The organism is Oribacterium sp. oral taxon 078 str. F0262 (genome assembly GCF_000160135.1).
Classification (GTDB): domain Bacteria; phylum Bacillota; class Clostridia; order Lachnospirales; family Lachnospiraceae; genus Oribacterium.
On record NZ_GG729933.1, the window covers coordinates 676231 to 700194 of the forward strand.

A 23964-nucleotide genomic window follows, 5' to 3' on the forward strand; every position below is an offset into this window, starting at 1 on the left:
CAGGCATGATCCCACAGAGAGCCCGCGATGCTGAGAATCGGGCGGAACTACAGTCTGTCAAATGGACCGCAGAGGGCGCAGTCAAAGGTTCCGGAGACGGATCCGAGTATTCTGCGACGTGAGGGAATACGTCAGTTTCCGGGGATATGTTGGTATCCCGCAAAGTGCGCGTCAGATCGCGAAGCAGGGTGGCACCGCGAAGAATCTCTTCGTCCCTGGCAGAAAGAATCTCTTTCTGCCGGGGACTTTTTGCTGTATCAGTCATGGGAGCGCAGAGGATTATTTCTCAAAGGAAACGGCCTCTCTCGCTGAGATCGGCGGAAGCCCGGTGGGAGAAGAACGAAGGGAAGCGGTGCCGGGGCCGGGAAGGAAGAGGGCCTTTGCGAGAATAGACAGGGCGGCGGGACGGCACAGAGGGAAAAGGAGGATTCAGCATGGAGAGAAAGGGAAGATTTGGATCCTACGGGGGGCAGTACATCCCGGAGATTTTGATGAATGCGGTGAATGAGCTCGAGGAGGCCTACCGGAAATACGGAGAGGACCCCGATTTCCAGGCGGAGCTGAAGGAGCTTTTAAACGAGTACGCCGGCCGGCCTTCCCGCCTCTACTTCGCGGAGAAGATGACGAGAGAGCTCGGCGGCGCGAAGATCTATCTGAAAAGAGAGGATCTGAATCACACCGGAGCGCACAAGATCAACAACGTCCTCGGACAGGCGCTTCTCGCAAAGAGGATGGGAAAGACCCGTCTCATCGCGGAGACCGGGGCGGGACAGCACGGTGTCGCGACGGCGACCGCGGCGGCTCTCTTCGGGATGGAATGCGTCATCTTCATGGGGAAGGAGGATGTGGAGCGGCAGACCTTAAATGCCTACAGGATGAAGCTCCTCGGGGCGGAGCTTGTGTCCGTATCAAGCGGAACGGGGACGCTGAAGGACGCGGTTTCCCGGGCGATGGGGGAGTGGACCAGGAGAATCGGGGACACGCATTACTGCATGGGCTCCGTCGTGGGGCCGCATCCCTTCCCCATGATTGTGCGGGACTTTCAGTCGGTGATCTCCAGGGAAATCAAGGAGCAGATCCTGAAAAAGGAGGGGAAGCTTCCGGACGCCGTCATCGCCTGTGTGGGAGGAGGCTCCAACGCGATCGGCTCCTTCTGCTCCTTCATCGGGGATCCCGGGGTTCGCCTCATCGGCTGTGAGGCGGCGGGGAGAGGGATTGACAGTCCGGAGACGGCAGCCAGTATCCGCGCCGGAAGCCCCGGCATCTTCCACGGCATGAAGTCCTATTTCTGTCAGGACCGCTATGGACAGATCGCGCCGGTCTATTCCATCTCCGCAGGGCTCGACTATCCGGGAGTCGGACCGGAGCACGCGGAGCTCTATGAGAGGGGGAGGGCGGAGTACGTGCCGGTGACGGACGAGGAGGCTCTGGAGGCCTTTGAGTATCTGTCCAGGACGGAGGGAATCATCCCGGCGATCGAATCCTCCCATGCCCTTGCCCATGCGATGAAAATTGCCGGGGAAATGCGGAAGGATCAGTGCATTGTGGTTACGGTCTCCGGGAGAGGGGACAAGGACTGCGCGTCCGTCGCGCGTTTGAGAGGGGAGGAGATCAGCGAATGAGCCGCATTAAAGAAGCATTTCAAAAGGGAAGGGCCTTTATCCCGTTTATCATCTGCGGGGATCCGGATCTTAAGACAACGGAGGAGATCGTTCGTGAGATGGCAAAGGGCGGAGCGGACCTCATCGGACTCTGCATCCCCTTTTCCGATCCTGCGGCGGAGGGGGACGCTGTCATGGAGGCGGAGCTTCGCGCTCTGAGAGGAGGGACAACGACAGACGCCGTCTTCTCTCTTACGAGAGAGCTTCGGAGAGAGCTTTCGCTCCCGCTTATTTACAGAAGCTATGCCAATGTCGTCTTCTCCTACGGGACGGAGCGCTTTATGAAGGAGGCGGCGGAGGCCGGTGCCGATGCCCTGATCCTTCCGGATGTCCCCTTTGAGGAGAGGGAAGAATTTCTGGGAGCCGCGAAAAAGCACGGAATCTGCCTGATCTCCATGCTCGCCCCTTCTCCGGAGAAGAGGGTCCTCGCAATCGCCGGGGACTCGGAGGGCTTCCTCTGCCTCCTGCCCTCTCCGGATGCGGGGGAAGGGGGCCTGTCCGAAATGAGGGAGACAGCAAAGCTCGTCCGGGAAAGAAGAGGAATCCCCCTTGTGATTGATTTCGGGGAGAAGGAGGCGGAAGAGGCCGGGGAGGCAGCGGCATTCTTTGACGGACTGATCGCGATGCCCGCTCTTCCCGGACAGGGAAAGGCGGAGTACGCCGGGGCCTACGCAAAGAGAATGGCAGAGGCCGTGCACAGAGTGCGCTGATATCAAAAACGCTGCGGCGGCCAGGGGAACAGCGGCCTCCCGCTCTCGGGACTGCGAATCTCCGCCTGCGCTGCTGCTATGGCCGGGGATCGGCGGGGGACACAGCAGCCTCCCGCCTCGGGAATCGGATTGGCTTCTTCCGCGGGGATACGGTTCGACGCCCGCGCTGCGGCGTCGGCTTGTAGTAAGCTCCGCGCTATGGTAGAATACTCCGGTCAGAGAGCAGTGAAGTCAGTCGGAAGCTTGACTTGATACTATCGGGGGATTTGTCATGGACCACACGGAGAAGAAAAACGGGCGCTTTATCATCGCGATGGAGAGGCTTCGAAAGGAGCAGACTGCCGCGGCGAAGAGATTTTTTTTGGATGCGCTGACGCAGGATGCGGAGTTCTATATGCCGATGAAGACCGCGGGGATCGGGAGGGAGAGAAAGCCCGCATTTGCCGTCCTCAATGACGGCGAGAAGCATCATTATTATGCGATCTTCACCTCGAAAAAGAGGGCAGAGCACTGGAATGCGGAGGAGAAAAGCTATGCGGTGCTGGACTTTCGGCAGCTTGCCGGGATGTCTCTCGGGGATGAGCGGATCTCCGGCTTCGTGATCGATGCGGGGACGGAGGACATGATTCTCGGAAGAAAGCTGATTATGGATGCCCTCCGCGTAAAGAGAGCGAGAGAGCTCGGGGAGGAGGCGGTCGAGGTAGAGGGGGAGATCCGCTTCCGGGAGCCGACGGGAGACTACTGGGAGATGCTGGATGCGCTCCGGGAGTATATGTCGCAGGACCCGAATGTCAGCGCGGCCTATCTCCAGGAGGCGGAGCTCAACGGGGAGCTCTGCTATGTGATCATCGTAAATCATATCGGGCAGATCCAGCCGAGCTTTGCCAATATCTCTTTGCTTGCGAAGGATTTCGGGAACGGCCGCCCGGTCGCCCTGCTCTCCGCAAGACTGGACCAGGCGGAGAAGGCGATCGCCTCCCTCCTCCCCTTCTACAGAAAGGCAATTCACCGCTGATGGAAAAAAAGAGAGTTGATCACAGCGCATTCCCGGCAGAATACGACGCGGACGCGGAGATTCTGATCCTGGGCTCCATCCCTTCTCCGATATCCAGGGAGGAGGGTTTTTATTATGCGAATCCCAGAAACCGCTTCTGGAGAGTGCTTTCCGCCGTATTTGAGGAGCCGCTCCCAAAGACGACGGAGGAGAGGAAGGATTTCGTCCACCGGCATCACATCGCCCTCTGGGACGCTCTGTCGAGCTGTCTCATCTCCGGGGCGAGTGACAGCTCGATAGAGGACCCGGTCCCGACGGATATCCCGGAGCTTTTAAAAAGAACAAAGATTCGAAGGATTTACTGCAGCGGTAAGGCGGCGCAGCGCTTCTACGAGAAGCTGAGCTATCCGAGGACGGGGCTCCATTCCCGCCTCCTCCCGTCCACAAGTCCCGCAAACTGCGCGCTTTCTCTGGAGCGCCTGATCGAGGAATACCGCGTCATAAGGGAGGGATCCTGAGAAAGCCGCCAAGGAAAAGCCTATAAAAAAGAACAAATATTCCTAAAACATAAGTTTACATAGAAGAACATATGTGCTATAATCGATCCATCGGATGTCGCGGGAAAGGGACGGTGGATCGGATGGATTTTCTGAGGATTTCGGACAGGGCGGCCGGCTTTTTGATCTTTTCGGCCTCAATATTCGGCCTGTCAAGATTTTCCTGGCTGAGGGCTCTGGGCTTTCTGATTTTTGCTCTGCTGCTCCTTCTCTCGGAGCTCAGCCGGAGAGATGCGGAGAGGGAGGAGGCTAAGAGGAGAGCGGAGCGGAGAAGGAAGGCCGGAAGGAGGAGAGTCGGCGGGAGAAGCCGAAAGAGAGTTCTGCCTCCCGCTTCCGGGAGAGCCGGGGAGCGGGCTTCCGCCTTCTCTTCCACTTCCGCGGAGAGACGGACAGCCTAGGGAGACCTTGAGGGGGCAGATAGGCGGGGAGACAGGCGGAGAGCAATCTTTTTGGGGCTTGCATTTTCCCCTGATTATGGTATCATAGCCGTTGGGAGTTTAGCTCAGCTGGTAGAGCACCTGCATCACACGCAGGGGGTCGCAGGTTCGAGTCCTGTAACGCCCAGAGGAAAAGCGAAGAGACGGAAAGGCCCGGGGAGACCGGGCTTTTTCTCTTTGCTTTTTTCTGCATCTGAAATGGAACAAGCGCATTTTTTTTAATTACTTGTCAGTCTGAGACAAATCGACTAGAATAAAGGAACGGCGAGAGGCCGGAAAGAATCTATCTATTTAAACAAGGAGGACAAAACATGGCACATGTAATCAGCGACGAGTGCGTAAGCTGCGGCGCATGCGCATCCGCATGTCCCGTTCAGGCGATCTCCGAGGGAGAGAGCAAGTATGTCGTCGATGCGGACAGCTGCATTGACTGCGGCGCCTGCGAGGAGGTATGCCCCACCGGAGCAATCACCGCGGAGTAATCAGGAGACTTCGAGGCGGGAAGAGCCCTTCCGAGAGGAGGGGTTCTTTTTCTATTCCCGCCTGTATTCCCGGGACAGCGCCTCTTTTCATGACTTCCGGGATAAGGGGAGCCTTTTGTCCCCGGGAGAGCCTTGCGGCATTTGGGGCAATCCGCTATACTTTCCCTTATGATGATCAATATTTCAAATTTAAATAAAGCCTTCCTGGACAAGCCGGTGCTCCGGGACGTTTCCTTCCATCTGGAGGAGAAGGAGAAGGCCGCGATTGTCGGCATCAATGGATCCGGAAAGACGACGCTTCTTCGCTGCATCCTGGGGGAGGAGGAGCCGGACAGCGGGATGATCGCCTTCGCAAAGGGAAAGAAGATCGGCTACCTTGCGCAGCAGCACGCGGATATGGCGCAGGATGACAGGGAATACGACATCCTCTCCGGGGGGCAGAAGACGAAGAAAAGGCTGGAGGAGATCCTTCTCGACAAGCCGGAGCTTTTGATTTTGGATGAGCCGACGAACCATCTGGACATAGAGTCCATCCAATGGCTGGAAAAGGTTCTGAAGCGTTACTCGGGAGCGGTGCTCCTCGTCTCCCACGACCGTTATTTCCTGGATCGGATCGTGACGAAGATCATTGATCTCGAGGGGGGGAGAGCCCGGATGTATCGGGGCAGCTACACGGAGTACGCGGAGAAGAAGCGCCAGATCCGGGAGGCGGAGAGGAAGGCTTATCTAAAACAGCAGCTCGAGCTTCGGCATCAGGAGGCCGTCATTGAGAAGCTCCGGCAGTTCAACCGGGAGAAGTCCATCAGGAGGGCGGAATCCCGGGAGAAGATGCTGGAGAAAATGGAACGCCTCGAGAGACCGGAGGAGATGCAGAATGAGATGCGGCTTCTTTTGATGCCGAAGCTTCTCTCCGGAAATGATGTCCTTTCGGTGCGGGAGCTCTCAAAGTCCTATGATGGGAAAATGCTGTTTTCCCATGTGAGCTTTTCTCTTAAGAGGGGAGAGCATGTCGCCGTGATCGGGGGAAACGGAAGCGGGAAGACGACGCTCCTCAAGATTTTGAACGGCCTGATCCCGGCGGACAGCGGGGAATTTCGCCTGGGGGCGAAGGTTAAGGCGGCCTATTATGACCAGGAGCACGCGGTTTTGGATCTGGAGAAGACGATTTTCGACGAGATCCGGGACAGCTATCCGGAGCTCGACAATACGAGGCTTCGGAGTATCCTCGCGGCCTTCCTCTTCATGGGGGACGATGTCTATAAAAAGATCGGGGATCTGTCCGGAGGAGAGAGGGGAAGGGTGAGCCTTGCGAAGCTGATGCTCTCGGATTCCAATTTCCTGATCCTGGACGAGCCGACCAATCACCTGGATATCCAGGGGAAGGAGGTCCTGGAGGAGGCGATTCGGAATTATGAGGGCACGGTGCTCTACGTCTCCCACGACCGCTACTTCATCAATCGGACCGCGGGGAGGATCCTGGAGCTCTATGAGGAGCGCTTTGATAATTATATCGGAAACTATGACTACTATCTCGAGAAGAGAGAGGATGTAAGAAGATACGGAGCGGCCGGGAGAGGGGAGGACAGAGGAGAGAGGAGGGCGAAGCAGGAGAGCTCCACCCCTCCCCCGGAAACGATGTCCCCCGGAAAGACGGACTGGGCCGGACAGAAGGAGCATCAGGCGGAGCTTCGAAAGGCGCAGAACGGATTAAAGAAGACGGAGGCGGAGATTCAGAAGCTGGAGGAAAGGAGCGGGGAGCTCACGGAGCAGATGGCGCTCCCGGAGATCGCCTCCGATATCGGACGCCTCATGGAGCTTCACCGGGAGAAGGAGGCGGCGGAAGAGAGACTCTCGGAGCTCTATGAGGACTGGGAGCGCTTTTCCGAGGAGCTGGAACGGCTCGGATAAGGTGATCAGGAGGGGATTTTCTTCATGCTGAGGGAGATCCGCCCCCTCTTTTCATCGACGGAGAGGATCCGGACCCTTTTGACCTGACCGAGTCTCAGAAGCTCCGAGGGATGCTTCACATAGCGCTCCGCAAGCTCTGAGATATGGACGAGTCCGTCCTGATGGACACCGATATCCAAAAAGGCGCCGAAGTCTGTGATATTTCGGACGACGCCCTCTAAAATCATGCCTTCCTTCAGGTCGGAGAGCTTCAGCACATCGGAGCGAAGGAGCGGAGCGGGACGGGATGCCCTGGGATCCCTTCCCGGCTTTTCCAGCTCACGGAGGACATCGGAGAGGCTGTACTCTCCGAGTCCCGTCGCATCCATGAGCTCTTTTTTTCGTATTCCCCGCTCGGATAGGAGGCTCTCGAGCTCCCGCGTCCTTCCGTTTCGGATATCCTCCTCGCAGAGACCGAGGAGAGAGAGAAGCTTTCTTGCGGCATCGTAGCTCTCGGGGTGCACGGCGCTTTCATCGAGAGGCTCTTTTCCCCCCGTGATGCGGAGAAAGCCCGCGCACTGCTCATAGGCCCTGGGCCCGAGCCTTGGGACAAGGAGAAGCTCTCTCCGCTCCGCGAAGCTTCCGTGGGATTCTCGGTAGGAGACGATATTTTTTGCGAGGGAGCGGGAAATGCCGGATACCGCGGAGAGGAGGGGGACGGAGGCGGTGTTCAGATCGACTCCGACGGAGTTTACGCAGTCCTCGACGATGGCACGGAGCTTCTCCGAGAGCTTCCCCTGGTTCAGGTCGTGCTGGTACTGTCCGACGCCGATCGACTGAGGATCGATCTTTACGAGCTCCGAAAGAGGATCCTGGAGACGGCGCGCCATGGAGACCGCGCTTCTCTGCCCGGGATCGAAGTCCGGGAATTCTTCCGCGCCGAGCCTGCTCGCGGAGTAGACGGAGGCCCCGGCCTCGTTTACGATCACATAGCGAAGCGGAAGACGGCTCTCCCGGATGAAGTCCGCGATGATCTGCTCCGACTCCCGGGAGGCTGTCCCGTTTCCGAGGGAGATGAGGCTGACGCCGTACTTTTTTACGAGGGAGGAGAGGAGCGAGAGGGCTTCCCGGATCTCATGCCTCGGGGCCGTGGGGTAGATGACGGCGGTATCCAGAACTCTGCCCGTCTCATCGATGACCGCGAGCTTGCATCCGGTCCGAAAGCCCGGGTCCCAGCCGAGTATGACCTTCCCGGAGAGAGGAGGCTGTAGGAGAAGCTGCTTTAGATTCATCCCGAAGACGGATATCGCGCTCTCCTCCGCCCGCTCCGTGAGCTGATTTCGAAGCTCGGTCTCGATAGAGGGGGCGATGAGACGCCGGTAGGCATCCCTGGCACTTTCTTCGAGGAAGGGGCGGCTTAAGCGGTTTCCCCGCCGGAGAACCGCGCTCAAAAGCCGATCCAGGATTTTGTCCTCCGGAGCCAAAAGCTTTACACTGAGGACCTTCTCCGCCTCACCCCGGTTGATTGCCAGGATCCGATGGGGAGGAAGGCTTTTCACGGCTTCCTGAAAGTCGAAGTAGATCTCATAGACCGATTTTTCCTCCCGGAGAGCCTCATCCCGGAGCTTTGAGCCAAGAAGCCCCACCGAGAAGCTTAATTCCCGGATAAAGGAGCGAAAGCCCGCCTCATCGGAGATCTGCTCGGCGAGGATATCCTCCGCGCCCCGGATTGCGTCCGCCGTCCCAAGGATCCCCTTCTCCGGATCGAGATAGCGCTTCGCCTCCTCCTCCACGGGGCGGGACGGCCGCTCCTCCAGGAGAAAGTCCGCAAGAGCCTGAAGACCCTGCTCTCTCGCGATCATCGCTCTCGTTCTCCGCTTGGGACGATAGGGGCGGTAGATGTCCTCCAGGGCGGAGGCGCTCTCCGCCTCCATTACCTTCGTTCGAAGGGCATCCGTCAGAGCCCCCTGCTCCTCGAGGGAGGAAAGGACAGAGTTTCTTCTCTCCTCCAGTCTCCGGAGGCCGCGGAGCCGCTCCTCGAAGCTTCGGAGCATTTCATCGTCCATTCCGCCGCTTCGCTCCTTTCGGTAGCGCGCGATAAAGGGGATGGTATTCCCCTCGTCGATCATTCCGATCACTGCTTCTGCCTGCGACAGACGGAGTCCCAGCTCCTTCGAAAGCGTTCCTGCAAGATTCATTTTTTTCTCCAATAAAGCTTATGCCGACATTTCCCGAAAGTGCCTCTATGATAGCATGTCCCGATGCTCCCGGGCGATAGAAATCCGGCATTTTTTGAAAGGCCCTTATGGGGACCTTCGCAATAAACGTCGGGATTCATCAGAAATCACAATTTGACGAAAGCGCGCTCTGCCTTAGACTGAAAGAAAAAGCCGAAGGGAGGGGCGTTGGAATGGGCGTGGAGCTGCCGAAAAATTTTTTGGAATTTGAGGATGTCAGGAAGGAAGGCTTCCTCCGGATGAAGAGGCTCAAGGAGGAGGGAAAGAGCGTGGTGGGGACCTTCTGCCAGTATACGCCCTCCGAGCTCATCGATGCCGCGGGGCTCTGTGAGGTGGGGCTTTGCGGGAGAAGCGCGGAGGCGATCCCCTCCGCGGAGAGGGACCTCCCGGGAAATCTCTGTCCTCTTATCAAGGCAAGCTACGGTCATGTCCTGGATAAAACCTGTCCCTACGCCTTTTTCTCGGATCTTGTGATGGGAGAGACGACCTGCGACGGAAAGAAAAAGATGTATGAAATGCTCGGCCGCCTGAAGCCGATGCATGTTATTCACCTCCCCAATGTCCCGGATACGGAGAGATCTCTTCTCTACTGGAGGATGGAAATAGAGGCCTTTAAGGAGAAGCTGGAGGAGAGCTTTGATCTTAAAATCTCGGAGGAGGCAATCCGCAGGGCGATTCGGAGAGGCAACCGGGAGAGGCGGCTTATGGCAAGGCTCTATGAGCTTGGAAGATATGATCCGCCTGCCATCACGGGGCTGGAGATGCGGAGCATCATGGACGGGAGTCAGTTTATCTTCGATAAGGAAGAGCGCTTTCGGAAAACGGAGGCGAAGATCGAAGAATGCGAGGCGGAGTACAGGGCGGGGAGAGGGCCCTACAGCGGGAAGCGCCGTCCGCTCCGCATCCTGATCTCCGGCGCCGGTCTCGGGGGGACGGAGGATAAGATCATCGGGGCGATCGAGAGGGCGGGGGCCGCTGTCGTCTGCTATGAGGGCTGCTGCGGCATATCCTCTAGGAGGAGGCTGATCGATGAGTCCCCGGATAAGGACCCGATTCTCGCCATCGCGGAGAAATATCTCGAGGTCCCCTGCGCCGTCATGTCTCCGAATGAGCGCCGCATGGAGCAGGTGCGCTCCACCATCGACGAGTGGAGGATAGACGGCGTGATCAGTGTCAATCTCCATTCCTGTAATCCCTTCGGGATCGAGTCCAGGAATATCGGGAAGAGCTGTGAGGAGAAGGGCGTCCCCCATATGAAGCTTGAGACGGACTTTTATCCGAACGACAGGGAACAGCTGAAGACCAGGATCGAGGCCTTTTTGGAGCTTCTGGAGAGCAGAAAAAGAGGAGGAAAGAGGAAATGACCGACGAAGAATACCGGGAGCTCCTCTCGAGATTTCGAAATATCAGGGCAGAGGAGAGAAGCTATCTGGACGCTCTTAAGAAGAGGGGGGCGAGAATCGCCGGGGTCTTTTGCAGTTTCGTGCCGCTGGAGATCCTGGATGCCGCCGGGATCTGCTCTGTGAACCTCCGAAACGGGGAGGAGAGCAGCATCTTACTTTCCGGGGAGGACCTTCCGGGAAATCTCTGCCCCTTAATCCAGAGCGGATACGGGGAGCTTTTCTCTCCAAGGAGCTCCTGCATGAGCTTTTCCGAGCTCGTCATCGGAGAGACGAGCTGTGATGGGAAGAAAAAGATGTATGAGCTTCTCGCAGAGAAAAAGGAGCTCTATCTTATGCAGCTTCCTCAGGGAGCGGACCGCCCTTATGCGAGGAAAATGTGGATCCATGAGTGCAGGAGGCTTCTCCGCGAGCTCGAAAAAAGAATGGGAAGGACTATATGCGGGGAAGAGCTCCGGGCCGCTTCGAGAGCCAGGAATTCCTATCGTCTCGCAAGGCTTCGTCTCATGCAGCTCCTAAGAAGGATACCGGCCCCTCTCTCCGGGGAGGAGCTCTTCCTGATTTTGGAGGGAACGGAGAGACTTTTTCCTCTCCCCGGGCGCATCTCTCTCCTCTGTGAGCTCACGGCCTATCTGGAGGAGAGATCCCGCCTTCTTCCGGAAAAGAGGGAGAGGAAGAGAATCCTGCTGACGGGCTGCCCGATAGGAGGAGTTTCAGAGAAGACGCTCCGCCTGATCGAAAGCGCCGGGGCCTCCGTCGTCTGCCTGGAAAACTGCGGCGGACTGAAGGAGGTCTATCCCATGGTGGATATCGATCGGGAGGATATCATGGAGGCGATCGCGGACCGCTGTCTGGAGATCGGATGCGCGGTTATGGATCCGAACCGAAGGAGACTGGACAGGATCCGGGAGCTCTCGAAGGAGTACCGGATCGACGGGATCGTGGATATCGTGCTCAGAACCTGCCATTCCTACAGCGTGGAGCGCTTCTCCGTGAGGGAGCTCTCAGAGGGTCTGAAGATTCCCTACAGCTCCGTAGAGGTCGACTATTCCCGATCGGAGATCCCGAGGCTTGCGACCAGGATGGAGGCCTTTTTGGAGCTCCTCTGATCGAAAGGAAAATCCCGCCCGCTTTCTCCGGAAAGAGAGCTGCGGATGCGAAGATGGATTAAAATTTGCTATAAATAAGAGAATTTATTCGTAATCCAAATTTTTATTTTTATCCGCCTTGATTTATACTGTATTTGTGTCTGCTTTTGACGCCGAAGAAGGCGGCGGAGAAAGCGAAAAGCGGGAAACGAAAAAGAAAGGGAAGCTGCCCGGGAGAGAAACAATCGCCGGGAAGAGCGGAGAAGGACCCGGGCGGGATAAAAAGCGAGGAGAACGAAAGATGAAGAGATTCAGAAGGGGAGAGGCGCTCGTTTTGGCAGCGGCGCTTGCTCTGGGGCTTGCGGGCTGCGGGAGCACGGAGAAGGGAAATTCTTCCGCTTCTTCGTCCGGCTCGGAGAAGGCGGAGAAGGATTCCGAGGAAAACGACGGAGAAATCGTCTCGGAGCTTCTCTCCGGCTATTCTCTCCCGGAGCTTTCGGAGGAAGACAAAAATTATACGGTGAATCTCGGATACTATAACTGCGATCATATGGCGGCGGCGAGCCTCGGAGAGGCGACCGGGATTTTCAAGGCCCTCGGAATCACAGTGAAGACGACGGGAAACGGCAATGTGCCGGAGGCAATGAGCGCGGGACAGATGGACATGGCGTACTGCGGCTGGACGACGACGCTGAGCGCGGTGCAGAAGCATGTGCCGCTTTTTATCGCGGCGGAAAATCATACGGGAGGCAGCGAGTATCTGGTCGTCAGCAACAAGATCGGGAAGCCGGAGGAGCTCATCGGGAAGAAGATCTCCGTTGGGACGGAGCCGGAAAAGAACAACCTGAACTGGGCGGAGTGGACGAAGCAGCTTAATATCCCGGAGGACATCACAAAATACGATAATCAGGAGATGAGCGATTCGGATGAGTATCTCGCTTTGGTGGCGGGTTCCCTGGACGGCTATATCTGCTGTGATCCCTGGGGCTCCATGGCCGAGTACAGCAAGGCCGGACACGTCATGGTCCGCCAGGATACCGACCGCCCGTCGGGGCACGGCACCTGCTGTAAGGTCGCGATGAATTATACCTTTTCCAAGGCGCATCCGGAGCTTGCGAAGAGGATGCTCTTAGCGCATACGCTCTGTATTCAATACATGTATGAGCATCCCTACCGCGCGGCGAGGATCTTCTCCGCCTACTATAATGTCCCGGTGGAGGTGGCTCTCATGACCTATTGGAGGAAGCTGGTGGACGAGGGCCGGACCATACGCTGGGATCTCAATCTGGATTATATGAGGAATCAGCTCGCCACCATGCGGGAGTATGGAATCCGGGACGATATCAATACGGTCAATGTCGAGGACTACGTGGACTTAAGCTATTTTGATCAGTGCGGCGCAAAGAATTTCGAGGACTTTGCGAAGGAGAAGGTCGATCCGGTTTTTCCGGAGGGGATGAGCTACGAGGATTTCAAGAAGAAGGCGCTCGCCATCGATCACGCGGAGGGAGCGGATCTCTCGGTCTATGAGGAGAGGAAGATATAGGATTTTCCTCCTGCTCCTTCTCCCCGCTGTGCTTCTCGCCTTCTCCCTCCTTTGGCCATATCTTCGGCGGAGGGAGGAGAAATTCAGGATCGCCTGCGGAGAGGACCTGGCCTCCCGGCTTTTTATGGAGCTCATCGAGGAGCAGAGGGATGTGGATGCGGTCGCGGATCCGACGGTTTTCGGAGACTGCTGCGGCTCCTATGCCATGATGTCTCTTGTCACCGGAGAGCTTGACGCCGCGCTGCTCTGCGAGGATGCCGCGGAGAAACTCCGCTCTCTTCGGGAGGATTATGTGGAGCTTGGCGTGATCGCAAGGGATACCGATGTTCTGGCGCTTGCCGAAGCGGGGAGGGAGATCCGGAGAATCGGATATATGAATCAGCGGGATACACAGCGGAGAAGCTTGGAGGCCGCATACCCTTCGGCGGAGCTTTTCCCGATGAGTCCCTCTGCCCTCCCGACAGCGCTTTTTGGAGGAGAGATCGATGCCGCGGTGCTGGATCTCGGCACCGCTTTGTCCCTCTCTCTTCCGCTTCGAAAGCTCGGGGAGGGGACGGTCAGCGCAGTGCTCGTCGCCCGGGAGGACTGTCTGAAAAAGAAAGCCTTCCAAAAGCTGCTTTCCGATTATGAGAAAAAGCTGCCCGAACTTTCGAACGAGAGGGAGATCACAGGACTTCTTTCCCACTATATGAGGGAAGACGAAATTACAAAGGAGAAGAGAGAACAGTGGAAGGCTATGGGGCCAAGCTTCGAGAGTCTGAGAGAAGGGAGAGAGGGAAGAGGAGGCTGATCAGCATATCGGTGCTCCTCCTTCTCGCTGTCCTTTGGTACTTTGCGGCGAAGTGGATCGACAGGCCGATGATTCTGCCGGATTTTTCGGAGACAATGGGGGAATTTCTCCGGGACTGGACAGAGCCCCGGGTCCTTTTGAATCTCGGAATCACATTGTGCAGAGTATTGACGGGGACCTTTTATGCGGCGCTCATCGGAACGGTTTTGGGGCTTTCCATGGGCTATTCGGAGACGGCGCTTCAGCTGATTTCTCCCATTGTCAATTCCATCCGCCAGGTTCCGATCATGGCCTGGGTGCCCCTGTCCATCGTGTGGTTCGGTCTCGGGGAGGGACCTACGGTATTTTTGATTTTTATGAGCGCGGTTTTTCCGCTCATCCTGAACACGGTTTCCGGGGTATCCTCTATCGACAGAAATTATATCAATGCGGCAAAAAGCATGGGGGCGGGGACGGCAGCGATCTACCGGGATATCATTGTCCCGGGGGCGATGCCGGGCTTTCTGACGGGGCTCCGCCTCGCGGTCGGCGCCGGCTGGATGAGCGTGATCTGCGCGGAATTTATCGCGACCAACAAGGGCTTTGGCTACCTTCTCATCGAGGCGCAGCAGAGGCTTCAGACATCGAAGCTTTATTCCCTTATGATTATGTCGGCCCTGGTCGGACTTTTCATCGATCAGCTGATCCGTCTCCTCGAGAGAAAACTGACAGGATGGAGGTTCCGGAATGGGAAGACTTGAGCTTTCCCACATTACAAAGGTATTCTCGGAGGGGAAAAGAGAGAGGAAGGTACTCCGGGATCTCTCCTTCACAGTCGATGAGGGCGAGTTTGTCTCTCTGCTCGGGCCATCCGGCTGCGGGAAGTCGACGCTCCTCAGCATGATAGGGGGCTTTCAGGCGCCGAGTGCGGGGGAGATTTTTCTGGATGGGAAGAAGCTCGAGGGCCCCTCTATGGAGAGAGGCTATGTCTTTCAGAATTATATGCTTTTTCCCTGGATGAGCGTGCAGAAAAATATCTCCTACGGGATGAAGTTTACCGGCATGTCGGAGGAAGAGAAGAAGAAAAGGCTGGAGGAGCTTCTCGAGATGTCGCATCTTAAGGAGCACAGGGATAAGTATCCGATTCAGCTTTCCGGAGGCATGCAGCAGAGGGCCGCGGTGGCCAGGGCCCTTGCGGGAAGACCCGGAATTTTGCTCATGGATGAACCGCTGGGAGCCGTGGATTTCCAGCTCCGGGAGCTGATGCAGAATGAGCTGGAGAGGATCCTCCAGGAGGCAAGGATCAGTGTGGTCATGGTGACGCACGATGTCCCGGAATCGGTATTTCTCAGTGACCGGGTCATCGTAATGAGCACGGAAGGAGAGATTCTGGAGGAGGTCCCCGTTTCGCTTTCGAGGAGCAGAAATCGGGAGAGCGCGGAATTTGAGGCGATCTGCCATCATCTCAGCTCCCTTCTCCGGAAGGCCTTCCTCGCAAAAAGAAAGGAGAAGGAAGCATGAAAAAGCCCTGTCTGGAATTTATTCTGGCCTGCGCCTGCTGCGCGGAGCTCGCGAAGTATACGGAGGAGCTCGCGAAGGACTATCCCGAGGTGGAGACAAAGGTATATACAGCGGGGAAGGATACGGACTATATCGAAAAATATGGCGCGCTCACGAAAAGTCTCCTGGTTGTGAATGAAGAGAAGGCCTACCGGCGTCTTTCGCGGGCGGTAGTGAAGGAGGCCTTTGAAGAGGCGCTGAGGAGGGGGGAGGAATGAGCCTTCCGGTTTTTCTGAGGGATGTCCTGCTCTCTGCGATTTCCATGCTGAACAGCGCCTCCGTGTGGATGATCTTCAGCTTTTTTGCCGCGGGGATCATCCACGAGTTTGTGAGCCTGGAAAGGATGCAGCGTTTTGCCATTGGCTCCAGGAAATTTTCCGGGATTTTAGGGATGACATTGCTCGGCGCCTGCCTTCCGATCTGCAGCTGCGGGACGATTCCGCTCGGGATCAGCATGTATTATTCGGGGGCCTATCTCGGACCGGTCCTCACCTTTATGACCTCGACACCGATGATCAATCCGATCGCGGTCATCCTGGCCTATGGTCTCCTCGGGAAGGAGATCGCGACCATCTACGTACTGACCGGCCTCCTGGGGCCGCTTCTGATCGGAATGATCGCAAACCGCTTCGCGGGAGAGGAGCTTTACTACAGACCGGCCTATGAGAAGAAAGCGAAGAAGCTTTTTCTGGAGGAGGAGAAGCCCTCTCTTTTTGTGCGCTTCCGGGAGGGACTCCGCTGGGCTTTTACGGAGCTCTCGCTCGCGATCAGCAAATACACGGTCTCCGGCATGCTGATCGCGGGAGTCCTTTTCACGGTCGTGCCGCAGGGGGCGATTCAGCGCTATCTCGGTTCGCCGGGGATGATCTCCCTTCTCGGAATCACGGCGGTCGCGGCTCTGATGTATGTCTGCGCGGTGGGGCACATTCCCTTTATCGCGGCGGTCGTTGCGAGCGGTGCTGCACCGGGCGTGGCCGTGACCTTCCTGATGGCGGGCTGCGCGACGAATATCGCGGAGCTTTTGACGATAGGGCGCTGTATCGGAAAGAGGGCGGTGATCCTCTACTCTTTGTCGGTGATCCTGCTCTCGGAAATAGCGGGCTATGCGGCAAACCGCCTGCTTCCGAATTTTAAGCCGGTCTTAAACTATGACCGCACGAGCCACAGTATTCAGAGCGCCAATCGCTTGCTCCTGATCTTTCCCTCCTGGCTTCAGTACCTGTGCAGCGCCCTGCTTTTTGGCTATGCGCTCTTTTCGCTTTGGCTCTGGCTTAAGAAGTGGCTCTTTGGAGAGAAAGAGGGATGATGAGGAAGAGATTGATCCGGTTTTTCGCTCTGCTCTTTTTTCTCCTTCTCTTAATCACCGCGCTTTCCGCGCTGCGGAGCTTCCTTTCGGAAAGGGAGCGTCATTCCGCGGAAAAAGCCGGTTTTGCGCCGATGGTCTCCGAGAGGGATCCCCTTCTTTTGGAATTTCAGAAGAGGCATCCGGAGAGAAGCATAATCCTCGCCTGCGGGGAGGACATCACGGGAGATGGGAGACGGGACCTCGTCGTTATCTCCGGGGAGGAGGAGCGGATCGAGAGCATCGTCCTCTACTGGGAGGGAGAAGAGCTGCGGGAAACGGATGCCGTTCCGGCCCCGAGAGAAAATCAGAAGATCAAATTTTTTGACATGGACAGGATCGCTCCTCTTGAGACACTGATTACCGGAGAAAAAAACGGGAAGCTCGGCTATGCCGTTTACCGGATCATCGACGGAAGCTTCAAGGATCTCTTCGGAGAGGGGATGAAGGACTGCTGCTGAAGAAGGCCTTATGATTTTTCTTCTATCGGCGCTTGCAGCAGTTACAGCGGTCAGTCAGTCTCTGCCTCCTTCAGAAGAGCACCTTCCCTCAGCGAAAACCCTCTTCCCGGTCCCGCCGCCCTTTATCCAAAGCTTCCGGTTTTGGCTTTTGTCTCACTTTCGGCTTACTGCAAGAGGCCCTGTCGGAGGCGCTTTCGCGCCGTCTAAAAGACGGTGGAGCCGGGCTTTTTCGGATTTTTCCATCACTCTTCCGGACCTTGGCAAAGAAAGATTTCCCTCGCCTCCCGGAGGGCTTTTTTTGCGTCGCATTTTATGATAAGAGAGGGATCCAGCTCCTGCTCTCGGACGTATTGATCGAATTCTGCGGGCCCGCAGAAAAATTTCATAACATTTCAGCAGAAGCCGGACCAGTTTGTGAGCTCCTCCAGCTTAAAGGTCAGGGCGTAGAAATTCTCCGGGGAAGCGGAGGCGATGGAAGCGTCCCGGACAGAGATCCGGATCTCCCTTCCGGAGACCGCGCAGCGGGAGCGGATCTCAACATCCTGCTGAAAGCTAAAGGCGGTGCCCAGCGCATCGATCGCGCACATCGCAAAGCAGCTTCTCCCATCCCCGAGGAGGACCTGGTGCTCCGTCTCCAAAGCGGAAATGGGATAGACGAAACAGACCTTTTGATCCTCGTTCGAAACAATGCCGTCTCTTTCCCTGAGGACGGAGATGGCATCCTGGTACTCTTTCCGGCTCATATGACAGGCATCCATCGCACAGAGGGCATCCTGCGAAAGATCAAAGGCCCTTTTATGATCGATGATGAAATTCATGAGAAAGAAACGGAGTGCGTTCTCTCTCTCATTGAATTTTCGGGAGATATTTTTCTCTCCTATGACATCTATGGCAGCGGATAAATCCTTCATTCCATCTCTCCTTTCGTACGGACAATAGGGGATCTGCCGCCAGTATAGTGGAAAGCCCCCCCTCTGGCAATCGGGACTTTAGCGGGGCACGACTGTCTTCGAAATCCATAACAGATGTTTGAAGTCCATAACAGATACTTATGCAGTAAACCTATATGCCAAAGGCTTCGGCACTGCGGACGAGATAAGTCCCATGGATTGCTTCGCAGCACCGCTGCTTTCGCAATCCATAGCAGTTATTCGCAATCCATAACGGCTATTCGCATTCCGGGCTGCCGCCCTGCATGCTCATATCTCTTGTCCTGTCAGAGGAACTCATATGGCAAAGGCTTCGGCACTGCGGACGAGATAAGTCCCATGGATTGCTTCGCAGCGCTGCTGCTTTCGCAATCCATAACAGCTATTCGCATTCCGGGCTGTCGCCCTGCATGCTCATATCTCTTGTCCTGTCAGAGGAACTCATATGGCAAAGGCTTCGGCACTGCGGACGAGATAAGTCCCATGGATTGCTTCGCAGCGCTGCTGCTTTCGCAATCCATAACAGCTATTCGCATTCCGGGCTGTCGCCCTGCATGCTCATATCTCTTGTCCTGTCAGAGGAACTCATATGGCAAAGGCTTCGGCACTGCGGACGAGATAAGTCCCATGGATTGCTTCGCAGCGCTGCTGCTTTCGCAATCCATAACAGCTATTCGCATTTCGGGCTGCCGCCCTGCATGCTCATATCTGTTGTCCTGTCTGTCAGAGGAACTCATATGGCAAAGGCTTCGGCACTGCGGACGAGATAAGTCCCATGGATTGCTTCGCAGCGCTGCTGCTTTCGCAATCCATAACAGCTATTCGCATTTCGGGCTGCCGCCCTGCATGCTCATATCTGTTGTCCTGTCAGATGCCGGAATGGCCGCTCGTGTAAACACGGCGTCCGTTCCGGCGCCTGACAGGGACTTAAAAAATTAAATTGTCAAGCGGCATCATTCCGGATAGAATAGAGAAATGCATATCTTCTCCGGGGAAGCGGAGAGCACAGAGGGGGGAGGGGCGACTTCGGCTTCGGCCGGGGGAGTGCGCCGCAGGGAATTATGAAGCGAAAAAAACTGGAATTAACGATTACGGTTCTGATTTACCTTTTTTCCGCAGTCCTCGCGGGGATCTTATCCTTTTATCTGCTCCGGGAGGATAAGCTGACGCCGCAGTTTTTGCAGAAAAATATCTTTCGCAATACCCTGGGGCCGCTGTGCTTCGCGGCTTTTGCCGCGATGAGCCTTCGCCTTTATGACGGGGCCTATGCCTTTGAGAGGATCAGTCTCTGGAGGAGCCTTTGGAAGAGTCTGGGATCGACGATCGCTCTGGCCGGGATCTGGGCCGCGATCCTGCTGCTCCAAAAGAACAGTGTCACGCAGTCGAGATATTATTTTGTCTGCTCTCTTCTGTTCTTCCTCCCCATCCTGGCCTTCCTCCTCTTCTTTGTGCAGAACTGGACGATCAACCACTTCTATAAGACGCAGAGCGCTTCCTTTGTCCTCCTCGCGACGAGCTCGGAGCGGGCGGCGGAATTCTCGGATTTCCTGAAGGGAGACTGGTACCGGAAGGTGGCGGCCATCGCGCTTTTGGACCGGGAGAGAAGACCGGAGGAGGCGGAGGAGATCGATCATATCCCAGTCGTAGCGGGGCGGAGGGATTATGTCTCCTGGGTGCAGCAGAATGCGCTGGATGAGATCTATCTCATCACGGAAGACACGCAGGAGCCGGACATCATCGACGCGGTGCGGAACTTCATCCAGATGGGGATCTCCGTCCATCTGAATCTCCCGACGGTGGAGAAGCTGGACCGCGCGCTCGCCCTGGAGGAGGAGAAATACAGTCCGGCCATACAGAGGACACTGCTCTATGCCAGAAACGGCTCTCCGATGCTGCTTCTGGATCAGCCGGAGCCGAAGCTCCGCTACATGCTGATCAAGCGGCTCATCGACATTTTGAGCGGCATCGTGGGTTCCCTCATCGCGCTCCTCCTCTTTTTCTTTCTCGGCGCGGCGATCAAGCTGGAGTCGCCGGGGCCGGTGCTCTTCTCGCAGGAGAGGATCGGAAAGAACGGGCGGAAGTTCAGGATGTATAAGTTTCGATCCATGTATCAGGATGCGGAGAAGCGGAAGGCCGAGCTCATGGAGAAGAATGAGATGGACGGCTTTATGTTCAAGATGAAGGACGATCCGAGGATCACGAAGGTCGGAAGGTTTATCCGAAAGACCTCTCTCGATGAGTTTCCGCAGTTTTTCAATGTCCTGCGGGGCGACATGTCCCTGATCGGAACGCGTCCCCCCACGGTCAATGAGTTCAAGAAGTACAGCAATTACCATAAGAGGCGCCTCGCCATGAAGCCCGGGATCACCGGGATGTGGCAGGCCAGCGGGAGATCCGAGATCAAGGACTTCGAGGACGTCGTCCGCCTGGACTGCAAATATATCGATAACTGGAGCCTGTGGCTGGATCTTAAGATTTTGGCCAAGACCATTCTCGTCGTAGTGAGCGGGAAGGGCTCGGAATAGGATCTTTAGAAATAGAAATCATAAACGGAAGAGAAAGGGTTTGAGATGGGTAATCAATACGAGAGAGAGGACGCGGAGATCGATTTTAAGCAGGTTCTCGCGGAGATCCTCGCGAGCTTTCGAAAGCTTCTTCTGACCGGGCTTTTGTTTGCGCTGCTCCTTGGGCTGATCAGTCTGGGACTTGGTTTCCTGAAGACGAGGGACAAGGAGCTCACCGCGGAGCTGAATCAGCAGAACGTGGAGCGCCTGAACGCCTACAAGGTGGAGAAGAGCTCCTACCAAAAGCAGATCCGCCAGCTCCAGAACATGATCACGCAGAAGGAGAAGTACCGGAAGGAATCCCTTCTGATGAAGCTGGACGCCTCGAGCTTCTATGAGGGGGACATCAGCTTCTATATCACGACGAATTACAAGATCGATCCGAATCTCAGCATGCAGGATCCGGACCGCACACAGAGCGTGCTTGCGGCCTATGTGAATCTGCTGGGGCATGAGGATCTCTATCAGGAGATCTATGAGAAGAGCGGAAGGGATGTCCGCCCGAATTACCTGAAGGAGCTGGTCAGTGTGGGAGTGGACCCGGGCTCCGGACTTCTCAACATCATGATTGCCGGGGATACGCCGGAGCTTGTCAATACGATCGGGGAGACGATCATCGACTACCTCGAGAAGAACAAGGAGGAGGTCGCAAGTCAGATCTGCCCCCATGATCTCACGCTTCTTCAGAATCCGGGCTTCCCGGTGACGGAGGGGAGCAATAATGAGCATCTTGCGGCGAACAACGCCTCTCCCGGGGCAAATGGCTCTTCTTCGAATCCTTCCGCCGCTTCGGATGGCTCCTCCGCGGAGGGATCCTCCGTCACAAGCTTCGACGTGGCGGGGAAGCAGAAGTCCTACTTTGAGCAGGTGAATGGACTTCAGATCTCGCTCAGCGATGTCCAGAAGGCGCTGCTCAAGCTGCAAAGACCGAAGGATTCCGGCCTCACACCGCGGCACCTCGCAAAGAATGCGGTGAAGTTCGGCATACTCGGCATGATTCTCGGGATCTTCCTCGCCGCTGCGGCGATCCTCTGCCGCTTTGTCGCGGAGGATCCCCTGGTGGATGAGGATGGGAGCGCAAAGCGCTTTGGACTCAATGTGCTCGGCGGCAGGAAGCACTTCAGCGGAAGGGAGCTTTTCTCCAAGCTGATGTCGCAGCTCTCCGGGGACAATGGCAGGAGCAGGGGAGAGGAGGCCTTTTACCGGATCTCCGCTGAAAATGCGAGGGCGATCCTCCATGTGAAGGGGGAGAGCTCCGGGAAGCTTCTCTTTGTCGGGCATGAGGATGAGCTTCTCCGGGAGGCGGAGAGACGGTTTAAGGAGCTCTTCCCGGAGGAGGGCTGCCTTGCCGCCGGAAATATCCTGAGCGATCCGGATGCGATCTCCGCGCTTTCGGAGGGGGAGCGGGTCATCCTCCTCGAGAGAAGAGGAGCTGTGAGCAATCGAGGCCTGCAAAGGGAGACGGAGAAGCTCCGTGCGCTCGGAAAGGAAATCGTAGGCCTGATGCTCTATTAAGCAGGGACCGGGGAAAGCAAAGGCAGCGGAAGGTGGGAGAGTGGCTGAAAGAACGCATTCCATACGCTATAATTTCCTGATGAATTTCATTCTGACTGCCGCGCAGTTTGTCTTTCCCCTCATCAGCTTTCCCTATGTCTCCCGGGTGCTTCTCTCCGAGGGGACGGGAAGAGTCGCCTTCGTCAGCGCGGTGGCGAATTATTTTCTGATGATCGCTTCCCTCGGCATCCCGACCTATGGGATCCGGGCCTGCGCCCAGGTGAGAGACGACAGGCTTTCCCTCTCCAGGACGGCGCAGGAGCTTTTTTTTATCAATGCGCTCATGACCTGCCTGAGCCTTTTGGCCTTCTTTCTCTCCCTCTGCCTGATCCCCCGCTTTCGGGAGGAGAGCGGGCTTTTTTTCGTATATTCCTTCAGTATTCTTCTGAATCTCTTTGGCATGAACTGGCTCTTTCAGGCCCTGGAAAAGTACGATTACATCACCCTCCGGAGCCTGATTCTCGGCCTTCTCTCCATCGTTTTGATCTTTCTTTTCGTTAGAAGAAGGGGGGATGTCCTTCGCTATGCGCTGATCCTCGTCTTCTCCTCCTCGGCGGCGAATGTACTGAATCTGTTTCTGCTCCCCCGATATATATCGCTCCGTCCGCTCGGAGATTACCGGCTTCAAAGACATTTCCGCCCGATCCTGATTCTCTTCTCACAGAGTCTGGTCGTCTCCCTCTATACCAACATGGATACGGTGATGCTCGGCTTTCTCCGGGATTCCCGGGAGCTTGGGCTCTACAATGCCTCGGTCAGACTGAAGGGGGTTCTTCTTTCCCTTGTCACCTCGCTCGGAAACGTCCTTCTTCCCCGCATGTCCTATTATGCAAAGAGGGAGAGGAGAGCGGAATTTCTCATGCTCGCCGGAAAGGCGGTGAATTTCACGCTCTTTCTCTCTCTCCCTCTGGCGCTTTACTTTATCGCTTATGCGGAGGAAAGCATCCGCTTTCTGGCGGGGCCGGATTTTTCCGCGGCCGCCCCGGCAATGCGCTGTATGGCGGGAGCTGTCACTGCGATCGGACTGACCGCTGTCCTCGGGGTACAGGTTCTGACCGCGGAGGGGCGGGAGAGCAGAGTTCTGATTTCCGTGATCGCCGGGGCAGCCGCGGATTTCCTCCTGAATCTCCTTCTGATTCCCGGGCTCGGGGCCTTCGGAGCGGCGCTTGCGACCCTGGTGACGGAGTACCTTGTGCTTATGGTCCAGCTCGTCTTCACAAGGAGCTATCTTCCCTATCTTCTTCGGAATTTCCGCGGGCAGCGCTTCCTTCTTTCTGCTCTTCTCTCCCTCTTCCCGGCTCTTTTAGTAAAAGACCTCCCTCTTTCGCTTTTTTTCCGGCTCGCCCTTTCCGCCTTCCTTTACTTTGGAAGCTATGCCATCATCCAGCTTCTCCTCCGGGAGGAATTCGTGCTGCTCGCCCTTTCCGCTCTGAAGAGGATTTCCTACAGAAAAAGCTGAGAGAGGCGGCAGTCGGAGCGAGAGCGTCCTGTGCTGGACAGGGAAGCAGCAGGACTGCGTCCTGCATATTCATTGAATTACCGGAAAGATCAGTCCCCGCGCTGCTTCGCTTCTTCGAAGCTTCCGCAGCGCTGACAGATATCCGCAACTCTGTCTGGCGCCCTGCTGCCTTGTCTGTCTGTGCGCAGGCCGTCTGCCGCCCCGGCGTTTAGCGATTTGGTCCTGTAAATCGCTTATGCGCCGCTGGATGCGGCAGTCGGAGCGAGAGCGTCCTGTGCTGGACAGGGAAGCAGCAGGATCGCGTCCTGCATGTTCATTGAATCACTA

At 56.5% G+C, this 23964-nt stretch carries 21 protein-coding genes and 1 tRNA gene; 20 read left to right on the forward strand and 2 right to left on the reverse strand.

Going from position 1 to position 23964, the window contains the following annotated elements; genetic code table 11:
* Positions 1-434 precede the first annotated feature (434 nt).
* The 8 genes from trpB to GCWU000341_RS03140 all read left to right on the forward strand — a co-directional run bounded on the left by trpB (position 435) and on the right by GCWU000341_RS03140 (position 6749).
* Positions 435-1622 (forward strand): tryptophan synthase subunit beta, encoded by a 1188-nt coding sequence (gene trpB / locus GCWU000341_RS03105; RefSeq protein WP_040652990.1) that lies wholly within the window; start codon positions 435-437, stop codon positions 1620-1622.
* On the forward strand, positions 1619-2371 hold the full coding sequence (trpA, locus tag GCWU000341_RS03110; RefSeq protein WP_009214272.1) for a tryptophan synthase subunit alpha: 753 nt from the start codon (positions 1619-1621) through the stop codon (positions 2369-2371). Before trpB ends, trpA begins: the two co-directional genes overlap by 4 nt.
* Before the next feature lie 271 nt (positions 2372-2642).
* A complete protein-coding gene (locus tag GCWU000341_RS03115; RefSeq protein WP_009214273.1) occupies positions 2643-3386 on the forward strand; it encodes an enhanced serine sensitivity protein SseB C-terminal domain-containing protein in 744 nt (247 codons plus the stop codon).
* Entirely contained in the window at positions 3386-3883 is a 498-nt protein-coding gene (locus GCWU000341_RS03120) for a DNA-deoxyinosine glycosylase (RefSeq protein WP_009214274.1), read from the forward strand. Before GCWU000341_RS03115 ends, GCWU000341_RS03120 begins: the two co-directional genes overlap by 1 nt.
* A gap of 113 nt (positions 3884-3996) precedes the next feature.
* Complete coding sequence (locus tag GCWU000341_RS03125; protein ID WP_196794790.1) at positions 3997-4320, forward strand: hypothetical protein; 324 nt, start codon at positions 3997-3999, stop codon at positions 4318-4320.
* 93 nt (positions 4321-4413) lie between these two features.
* Positions 4414-4486 (forward strand) — tRNA-Val (locus tag GCWU000341_RS03130).
* Positions 4487-4670: 184 nt separating this feature from the next.
* Positions 4671-4841: a DUF362 domain-containing protein gene (locus GCWU000341_RS03135; protein ID WP_009214276.1), complete on the forward strand. Its 171-nt coding sequence runs from the start codon at positions 4671-4673 to the stop codon at positions 4839-4841.
* 168 nt (positions 4842-5009) lie between these two features.
* The gene (locus GCWU000341_RS03140; protein WP_009214277.1) at positions 5010-6749 is read left to right on the forward strand and encodes an ABC-F family ATP-binding cassette domain-containing protein; all 1740 of its coding nucleotides are present in this window, start codon (positions 5010-5012) and stop codon (positions 6747-6749) included.
* A 5-nt stretch (positions 6750-6754) separates the two neighbouring features.
* On the opposite strand, the gene GCWU000341_RS03145 is transcribed toward GCWU000341_RS03140, so the two are convergent.
* Positions 6755-8926, reverse strand: a complete 2172-nt coding sequence (locus GCWU000341_RS03145) for a Tex family protein (RefSeq protein WP_009214278.1) — start codon at positions 8924-8926, stop codon at positions 6755-6757.
* A gap of 212 nt (positions 8927-9138) precedes the next feature.
* On the opposite strand from GCWU000341_RS03145, the gene GCWU000341_RS03150 reads away from it, so the two are divergent.
* The 9 genes from GCWU000341_RS03150 to saoC all read left to right on the forward strand — a co-directional run bounded on the left by GCWU000341_RS03150 (position 9139) and on the right by saoC (position 17131).
* A complete protein-coding gene (locus tag GCWU000341_RS03150; protein ID WP_040652999.1) occupies positions 9139-10329 on the forward strand; it encodes a double-cubane-cluster-containing anaerobic reductase in 1191 nt (396 codons plus the stop codon).
* Positions 10326-11474 carry a double-cubane-cluster-containing anaerobic reductase gene (locus tag GCWU000341_RS03155; RefSeq protein WP_009214280.1) on the forward strand — a complete coding sequence of 383 codons (1149 nt, stop codon included), beginning with the start codon at positions 10326-10328 and terminating at the stop codon, positions 11472-11474. Before GCWU000341_RS03150 ends, GCWU000341_RS03155 begins: the two co-directional genes overlap by 4 nt.
* A gap of 280 nt (positions 11475-11754) precedes the next feature.
* Complete coding sequence (gene saoX, locus GCWU000341_RS03160; protein WP_155812582.1) at positions 11755-12999, forward strand: ABC transporter substrate-binding subunit SaoX; 1245 nt, start codon at positions 11755-11757, stop codon at positions 12997-12999.
* Entirely contained in the window at positions 12980-13789 is an 810-nt protein-coding gene (gene saoB / locus GCWU000341_RS03165) for an ABC transporter substrate-binding (seleno)protein SaoB (RefSeq protein ID WP_009214282.1), read from the forward strand. Before saoX ends, saoB begins: the two co-directional genes overlap by 20 nt.
* A complete protein-coding gene (saoP, locus tag GCWU000341_RS03170) occupies positions 13726-14529 on the forward strand; it encodes an ABC transporter permease subunit SaoP (protein ID WP_040653001.1) in 804 nt (267 codons plus the stop codon). Before saoB ends, saoP begins: the two co-directional genes overlap by 64 nt.
* The gene (locus tag GCWU000341_RS03175; protein ID WP_009214284.1) at positions 14516-15289 is read left to right on the forward strand and encodes an ABC transporter ATP-binding protein; all 774 of its coding nucleotides are present in this window, start codon (positions 14516-14518) and stop codon (positions 15287-15289) included. Before saoP ends, GCWU000341_RS03175 begins: the two co-directional genes overlap by 14 nt.
* A complete protein-coding gene (gene saoT / locus GCWU000341_RS03180; RefSeq protein ID WP_009214285.1) occupies positions 15286-15546 on the forward strand; it encodes a thioredoxin-like (seleno)protein SaoT in 261 nt (86 codons plus the stop codon). The genes GCWU000341_RS03175 and saoT overlap by 4 nt, the downstream gene beginning before the upstream one ends.
* On the forward strand, positions 15543-16634 hold the full coding sequence (saoE, locus tag GCWU000341_RS03185) for an efflux transporter SaoE (protein ID WP_009214286.1): 1092 nt from the start codon (positions 15543-15545) through the stop codon (positions 16632-16634). The genes saoT and saoE overlap by 4 nt, the downstream gene beginning before the upstream one ends.
* A complete protein-coding gene (gene saoC / locus GCWU000341_RS03190) occupies positions 16631-17131 on the forward strand; it encodes a Cys-Cys-COOH (seleno)protein SaoC (RefSeq protein WP_009214287.1) in 501 nt (166 codons plus the stop codon). Before saoE ends, saoC begins: the two co-directional genes overlap by 4 nt.
* Positions 17132-17523: 392 nt before the next feature.
* Here saoC and saoL read toward each other — a convergent pair whose 3' ends face one another.
* Positions 17524-18042 carry a MerB-like organometallic lyase SaoL gene (gene saoL, locus GCWU000341_RS03195; protein ID WP_040653003.1) on the reverse strand — a complete coding sequence of 173 codons (519 nt, stop codon included), beginning with the start codon at positions 18040-18042 and terminating at the stop codon, positions 17524-17526.
* Positions 18043-19121: 1079 nt separating this feature from the next.
* Between saoL and GCWU000341_RS03200 the strand changes: the two genes are divergently transcribed.
* Genes GCWU000341_RS03200 through GCWU000341_RS03210 form a run of 3 tightly spaced genes read left to right on the forward strand, consistent with a single transcriptional unit; the run spans position 19122 to position 23637 of the window.
* The gene (locus GCWU000341_RS03200) at positions 19122-20585 is read left to right on the forward strand and encodes a sugar transferase (protein ID WP_009214290.1); all 1464 of its coding nucleotides are present in this window, start codon (positions 19122-19124) and stop codon (positions 20583-20585) included.
* A gap of 45 nt (positions 20586-20630) precedes the next feature.
* Positions 20631-22139 (forward strand): hypothetical protein, encoded by a 1509-nt coding sequence (locus tag GCWU000341_RS03205; protein WP_009214291.1) that lies wholly within the window; start codon positions 20631-20633, stop codon positions 22137-22139.
* A 40-nt stretch (positions 22140-22179) separates the two neighbouring features.
* On the forward strand, positions 22180-23637 hold the full coding sequence (locus tag GCWU000341_RS03210) for a flippase (RefSeq protein WP_050761878.1): 1458 nt from the start codon (positions 22180-22182) through the stop codon (positions 23635-23637).
* Positions 23638-23964: the final 327 nt, after the last annotated feature.

What these genes read in the sequence shown, in the direction of transcription:
- trpB (WP_040652990.1), top strand. Translation starts at nt 435, where the DNA reads ATGGAGAGAAAGGGAAGATTTGGATCCTACGGGGGGCAGTACATCCCG.
- trpA (WP_009214272.1), top strand. Translation starts at nt 1,619, where the DNA reads ATGAGCCGCATTAAAGAAGCATTTCAAAAGGGAAGGGCCTTTATCCCG.
- GCWU000341_RS03115 (WP_009214273.1), top strand. Translation starts at nt 2,643, where the DNA reads ATGGACCACACGGAGAAGAAAAACGGGCGCTTTATCATCGCGATGGAG.
- GCWU000341_RS03120 (WP_009214274.1), top strand. Translation starts at nt 3,386, where the DNA reads ATGGAAAAAAAGAGAGTTGATCACAGCGCATTCCCGGCAGAATACGAC.
- GCWU000341_RS03135 (WP_009214276.1), top strand. Translation starts at nt 4,671, where the DNA reads ATGGCACATGTAATCAGCGACGAGTGCGTAAGCTGCGGCGCATGCGCA.
- GCWU000341_RS03140 (WP_009214277.1), top strand. Translation starts at nt 5,010, where the DNA reads ATGATGATCAATATTTCAAATTTAAATAAAGCCTTCCTGGACAAGCCG.
- GCWU000341_RS03145 (WP_009214278.1), bottom strand. Translation starts at nt 8,926, where the DNA reads ATGAATCTTGCAGGAACGCTTTCGAAGGAGCTGGGACTCCGTCTGTCG.
- GCWU000341_RS03150 (WP_040652999.1), top strand. Translation starts at nt 9,139, where the DNA reads ATGGGCGTGGAGCTGCCGAAAAATTTTTTGGAATTTGAGGATGTCAGG.
- GCWU000341_RS03155 (WP_009214280.1), top strand. Translation starts at nt 10,326, where the DNA reads ATGACCGACGAAGAATACCGGGAGCTCCTCTCGAGATTTCGAAATATC.
- saoX (WP_155812582.1), top strand. Translation starts at nt 11,755, where the DNA reads ATGAAGAGATTCAGAAGGGGAGAGGCGCTCGTTTTGGCAGCGGCGCTT.
- saoB (WP_009214282.1), top strand. Translation starts at nt 12,980, where the DNA reads ATGAGGAGAGGAAGATATAGGATTTTCCTCCTGCTCCTTCTCCCCGCT.
- GCWU000341_RS03175 (WP_009214284.1), top strand. Translation starts at nt 14,516, where the DNA reads ATGGGAAGACTTGAGCTTTCCCACATTACAAAGGTATTCTCGGAGGGG.
- saoT (WP_009214285.1), top strand. Translation starts at nt 15,286, where the DNA reads ATGAAAAAGCCCTGTCTGGAATTTATTCTGGCCTGCGCCTGCTGCGCG.
- saoE (WP_009214286.1), top strand. Translation starts at nt 15,543, where the DNA reads ATGAGCCTTCCGGTTTTTCTGAGGGATGTCCTGCTCTCTGCGATTTCC.
- saoC (WP_009214287.1), top strand. Translation starts at nt 16,631, where the DNA reads ATGATGAGGAAGAGATTGATCCGGTTTTTCGCTCTGCTCTTTTTTCTC.
- saoL (WP_040653003.1), bottom strand. Translation starts at nt 18,042, where the DNA reads ATGAAGGATTTATCCGCTGCCATAGATGTCATAGGAGAGAAAAATATC.
- GCWU000341_RS03200 (WP_009214290.1), top strand. Translation starts at nt 19,122, where the DNA reads ATGAAGCGAAAAAAACTGGAATTAACGATTACGGTTCTGATTTACCTT.
- GCWU000341_RS03205 (WP_009214291.1), top strand. Translation starts at nt 20,631, where the DNA reads ATGGGTAATCAATACGAGAGAGAGGACGCGGAGATCGATTTTAAGCAG.